Annotated in this window: 1 protein-coding gene and 1 pseudogene; both read right to left on the bottom strand. The window is 70.3% G+C overall.

Annotated features, from left to right (window positions below; translation table 11 throughout):
• Nucleotides 1-18: 18 nt before the first annotated feature.
• Nucleotides 19-2,760 (bottom strand): bifunctional acetate--CoA ligase family protein/GNAT family N-acetyltransferase, encoded by a 2,742-nt coding sequence (locus G6019_RS16750; protein WP_182612312.1) that lies wholly within the window; start codon nt 2,758-2,760, stop codon nt 19-21.
• Between the two features lie 60 nt (nt 2,761-2,820).
• A pseudogene (locus G6019_RS17545) lies at nt 2,821-3,379 on the bottom strand (acetoin utilization protein AcuC); the annotation flags it as partial.

Here is a 3,379-nt window from a genome sequence, read left to right as displayed (position 1 = left end):
CCCGGCCGCCGCGACCCGCTAGCGCAGTCGCCGCGGGCCCTCGTCCCCACTGGACCGCGGGGGCGGGCCCAGGTGAACCTGCGCGTACAGCACCGCCACCCCGTCGGGGGCGGCGAGCGCGGGGTCGATGGACAGACGTCGCAGCTCCGGGACGTCCTCCACGAGGCACGACATCCGGCCCATGAGTTCCACCAGTGCCTCCCGGTCAGCCGGTGTGTCCCCGGCGTACCCGTCGAGAATGGGTGCGGCCCGGGGGCGATCAAGGAGCGATCGGGCTTCGGACGGGGAGATCGGCAGAGTACTGAACGCGCGATCGGCGAGGAGGTCCGAAAGCATCCCGGACACTCCGAACGAGATGAGCGAGCCGAAGATGGGGTGGTCCGCCACCCGGATGGTCACGGCGACCCCCTTGGTGGCCATCTTCTGCACGTGCAGCGAGCGCGAGCCGGTGGTGGTCTGGAGTTCGTCGAACGCGTGACGTAACGACGCGGCGTCGGTGAGGTCCAACCGGACCCCGGACTGGTCACTGCGGGTCCGCCACTTCTCCCCCATCGCCTTGACCGCCACCGGGTAGCCGAGCTCCTCGGCCGCCATGGCAGCCTGCTCCACCCCGGCCGCGACGCGGTAGTCGACGATCCCGACCCCGTAGCATTCGAGCAGGCTCCGGACCTGCCCCTGGGTGAGTTCGAACGAGGTGTGTCCGGCGTTCGAGTGGCAGAGCGAGTCCACGAGGTCGCGTGCGCGTGCTCGGTCGATATCGTCGTACTCGGCGGGTTCCTCCGCTGGCCGGTCCAACCACTCGGCGTAGCGGCGGGCGCGGACCAGGGCCGACACCGCACGCTCGGGGTACGGGTACGAGGGGATGGAACCGCGCGAGGCCACGCCGGAGTCGTCGGTGATGGTGAGCCCCTCCGGCAGCCCCTCCCCGGCGAGGAACGTGCTCACGACCGGCTTGGAGCTGCCGGACGCCGCGGCCCGGATGGCCTCGGCGTACGCGTCGGGCTCGGTGGCCACCGGTGGGACGAACACCGTCAGGACCGAGTCCACCTCGTCCCGGGCGACCACGTCGGCTATCGCGGCGCGGAAGTCCTCGGGCAGAGCCCCGGCTCCCAGGTCCACCGAGTCCGCCACCGTGAATCCCTGCAACCGGGCCGAGTCCCCGCCGAGACGGCCGACGGCCGTCGAGTTCCCGACGATCGCCAGGCGTCCGCCCGCGGGCAGCGGTTGGTAGGCGAGCAGCGTCGCGGTGTCGAACATGTCGGTGATGGAGTCCACCTGGATGAGGCCGGAGTCGCGGAACAGTCCACGGATGGCCGAGGCGGTCAGTCCCTGTACCCCCGACTCCAGGTCGTCGACGGCCCGCCGGACCACGACGACCGGCTTGTTGCGGGCCACCCGGCGCGCGATCCTGGAGAACTTGCGGGCGTTGCCGAAGCTCTCGAGATAGAGCAGGACCACCTCGGTCCCGGTATCTGTGTCCCAGTACTGGAGCAGGTCGTTGCCGGAGACATCGGCGCGGTTGCCCGCGGAGACGAAGGTCGACAGACCCAGACCGCGCCGGGCGGCGGCGGCGAGGATGGTGATGCCGAGGGCGCCGGACTGGCAGAAGAACCCGGCCCGTCCGGGCCCGGGGACCACCTCGGCGAGGGTGGCGTTGAGTTGGACGTCGGCGGAGGTGTTGATCACCCCGAGCGCGTTGGGGCCCACCACCCGCATCCCGTGCGCCCGGGCCTCGCTCACCAGTCGACGCTCGGACACCACACCCGCGCTGCCGACGTCGGAGAACCCGGCCGAGATCACCACGAGCGTCGACACGCCCTTGGACAGGCAATCGTCCAGCACCTCGGACATGGACGCGGCCGGGACCGCCACGACGGCGAGGTCGACCGGGTCGGGGATGTCTCGGACGCTGGCATAGGCGCGGACGGACTGCACCGAGGTGGCATCGGAGTTGACCGGGTACACCGGACCGGTGAACCCGTTGCCGATGAGGTTGCGCAGCACAGTGTGGCCGATCTTGCCGACCTGGTCCGAGGCGCCGATGACGGCCACCGACCCGGGGGTGAGAACCCTCGCGACACTGCGCGCCTCGGCCGCGGTCTCGCGCGCGTTGCGGACGTTGGTCAGAGCCTCGGTGGGGTCGATAGCGAACTCGAGGTGCAGGGTGGATCCGTCGAAGGAGCGGGAGATCTCATACCCCGCCCGACGGAACACCTGGATCATCGACCGGTTCTCGGACAGGACCTCCGCCTCGAAGTGGTCGATCCCGCACTCGGCGGCGGACCCCGCGAGGTGCTCCAGGAAGATCGATCCGAGCCCCCTTCCCTGGTGCTGGTCCGAGATGGTGAACGCCACCTCGGCGAATGTCGAGTCGGGAAGGCGCTCGTAGATCGCCATCCCGATGATCTCCGCACCCAGCTCCGCGACGAACGCCATGCGGTCGCGGTAGTCGACATGGGTCATCCGCTGCAGTTCCCTGGCAGACAGGACGTCATGGGAACCGAAGTAGCGCAGGTAGCGCGTCCGCTCGGAGAGACTCGAGTGGAAGCGCGCGATCTTCTCGGAATCGTTGGGCAGGACCGGACGGATCCGCACCGCCCGGCCGTCGGAGCCCAGGACGTCGGCGGCCCACTCGTGCGGGTACCCCTCCGGATACGCGTCGACCGTCGTGTCGGTGGAGGCGTGCTCCGGCGGAGTGACGACGGGCGCATCGCCCTCGGGGTCGCCGACGTCGGTCGTTCCGTCACCGGGGTTGGCCATCGTGGTCCTCCAAGAGACTTCGGTGGTGGATGGTGGGCACCCGCGACGCGGGCGTTGCGGTCAGTCCCGGGGGTCGTCCGGGTCGAGCCCGAGAAGGGGGTAGACGGAACGGCGGGTGTCGAGGATCGACTGGTCGAGTCGGGCCAGCGTCCGGTCGACCTCTCCACCGCGATCGGCGCCGGCGGGCTCCCACGGCGTGTGCGCGGGGGCGGCGCCATCACTCATCGTCTGCGGGACCCTGTCCGGAACGGTGTACCGCGCGGCCATGGCCGCCCACTCCTCCGGCACCCGGGTCCCCGGATCCACGGGGACCCCGAGGATCGCGGCGATGAGGTGGGTCCACGATCGCGGAACCACCCGGACCAGTTCGTATCCACCTCCGCCGATCGCGATGATCCGCCCCTCGCAGAGCTCGTCTGCGAGCGCGATCACCTGGAGGTAGGACTCGCGGTGGCCGTCGACTGTGAGAGACAGGTCGGCCAGCGGATCCTCCCGGTGCGAGTCGCACCCGGCCTGCATGACGATGATCTGTGGTTCGAACGCACGGAGGGCCCCGGGTACCACGGCGTGGAATCCCCTCAGCCACAACCCGTCCGTGACCGCTGGCAGGAACGCCAGG

Source organism: Dietzia sp. DQ12-76 (genome assembly GCF_014145045.1).
Lineage (GTDB): Bacteria > Actinomycetota > Actinomycetes > Mycobacteriales > Mycobacteriaceae > Dietzia.
This window is presented reverse-complemented; position numbering and strand designations above follow the sequence as displayed.